A 468-nucleotide genomic window follows, 5' to 3' on the forward strand; every position below is an offset into this window, starting at 1 on the left:
GACGTTGTAGTAGATATTGTCACGACAACAGGCACAGCAGGGACAAGCGATTACACAGTCACGACAACAACCGTAACCATTCCAGCAGGAAGCACGAGTGTCGATGTAGTGATTCCAATCACGGATGATGCCATAGATGAAACCGATGAAACCTTTACCGTCGATGGCACAGTAACCAGCGGAAACACAGCAAACACGGACCCAAGCGGAACAGTAACGATCACCGATAACGACAATGCGCCAACAGTAACAATAGCTGATGCAACAGTCAACGAAGGCGCTGGCACAGTAACCGTTCCAGTAAGCATCGATACCGTAAGCGCAACAGACGTTGTAGTAGATATTGTCACGACAACAGGCACAGCAGGGACAAGCGATTACACAGTCACGACAACAACCGTAACCATTCCAGCAGGAAGCACGAGTGTCGATGTAGTGATTCCAATCACGGATGATGCCATAGATGAA

At 48.7% G+C, this 468-nt stretch carries 1 protein-coding gene; it reads left to right on the forward strand.

The features are described from left to right. Window positions 1–468, forward strand: a 468-nt coding sequence (locus ACVC08_RS00145; RefSeq protein ID WP_452600495.1) for a Calx-beta domain-containing protein, incomplete at both ends; no start/stop codon positions are given.

It is taken from the genome of Pontimicrobium sp. MEBiC06410 (assembly GCF_053601615.1).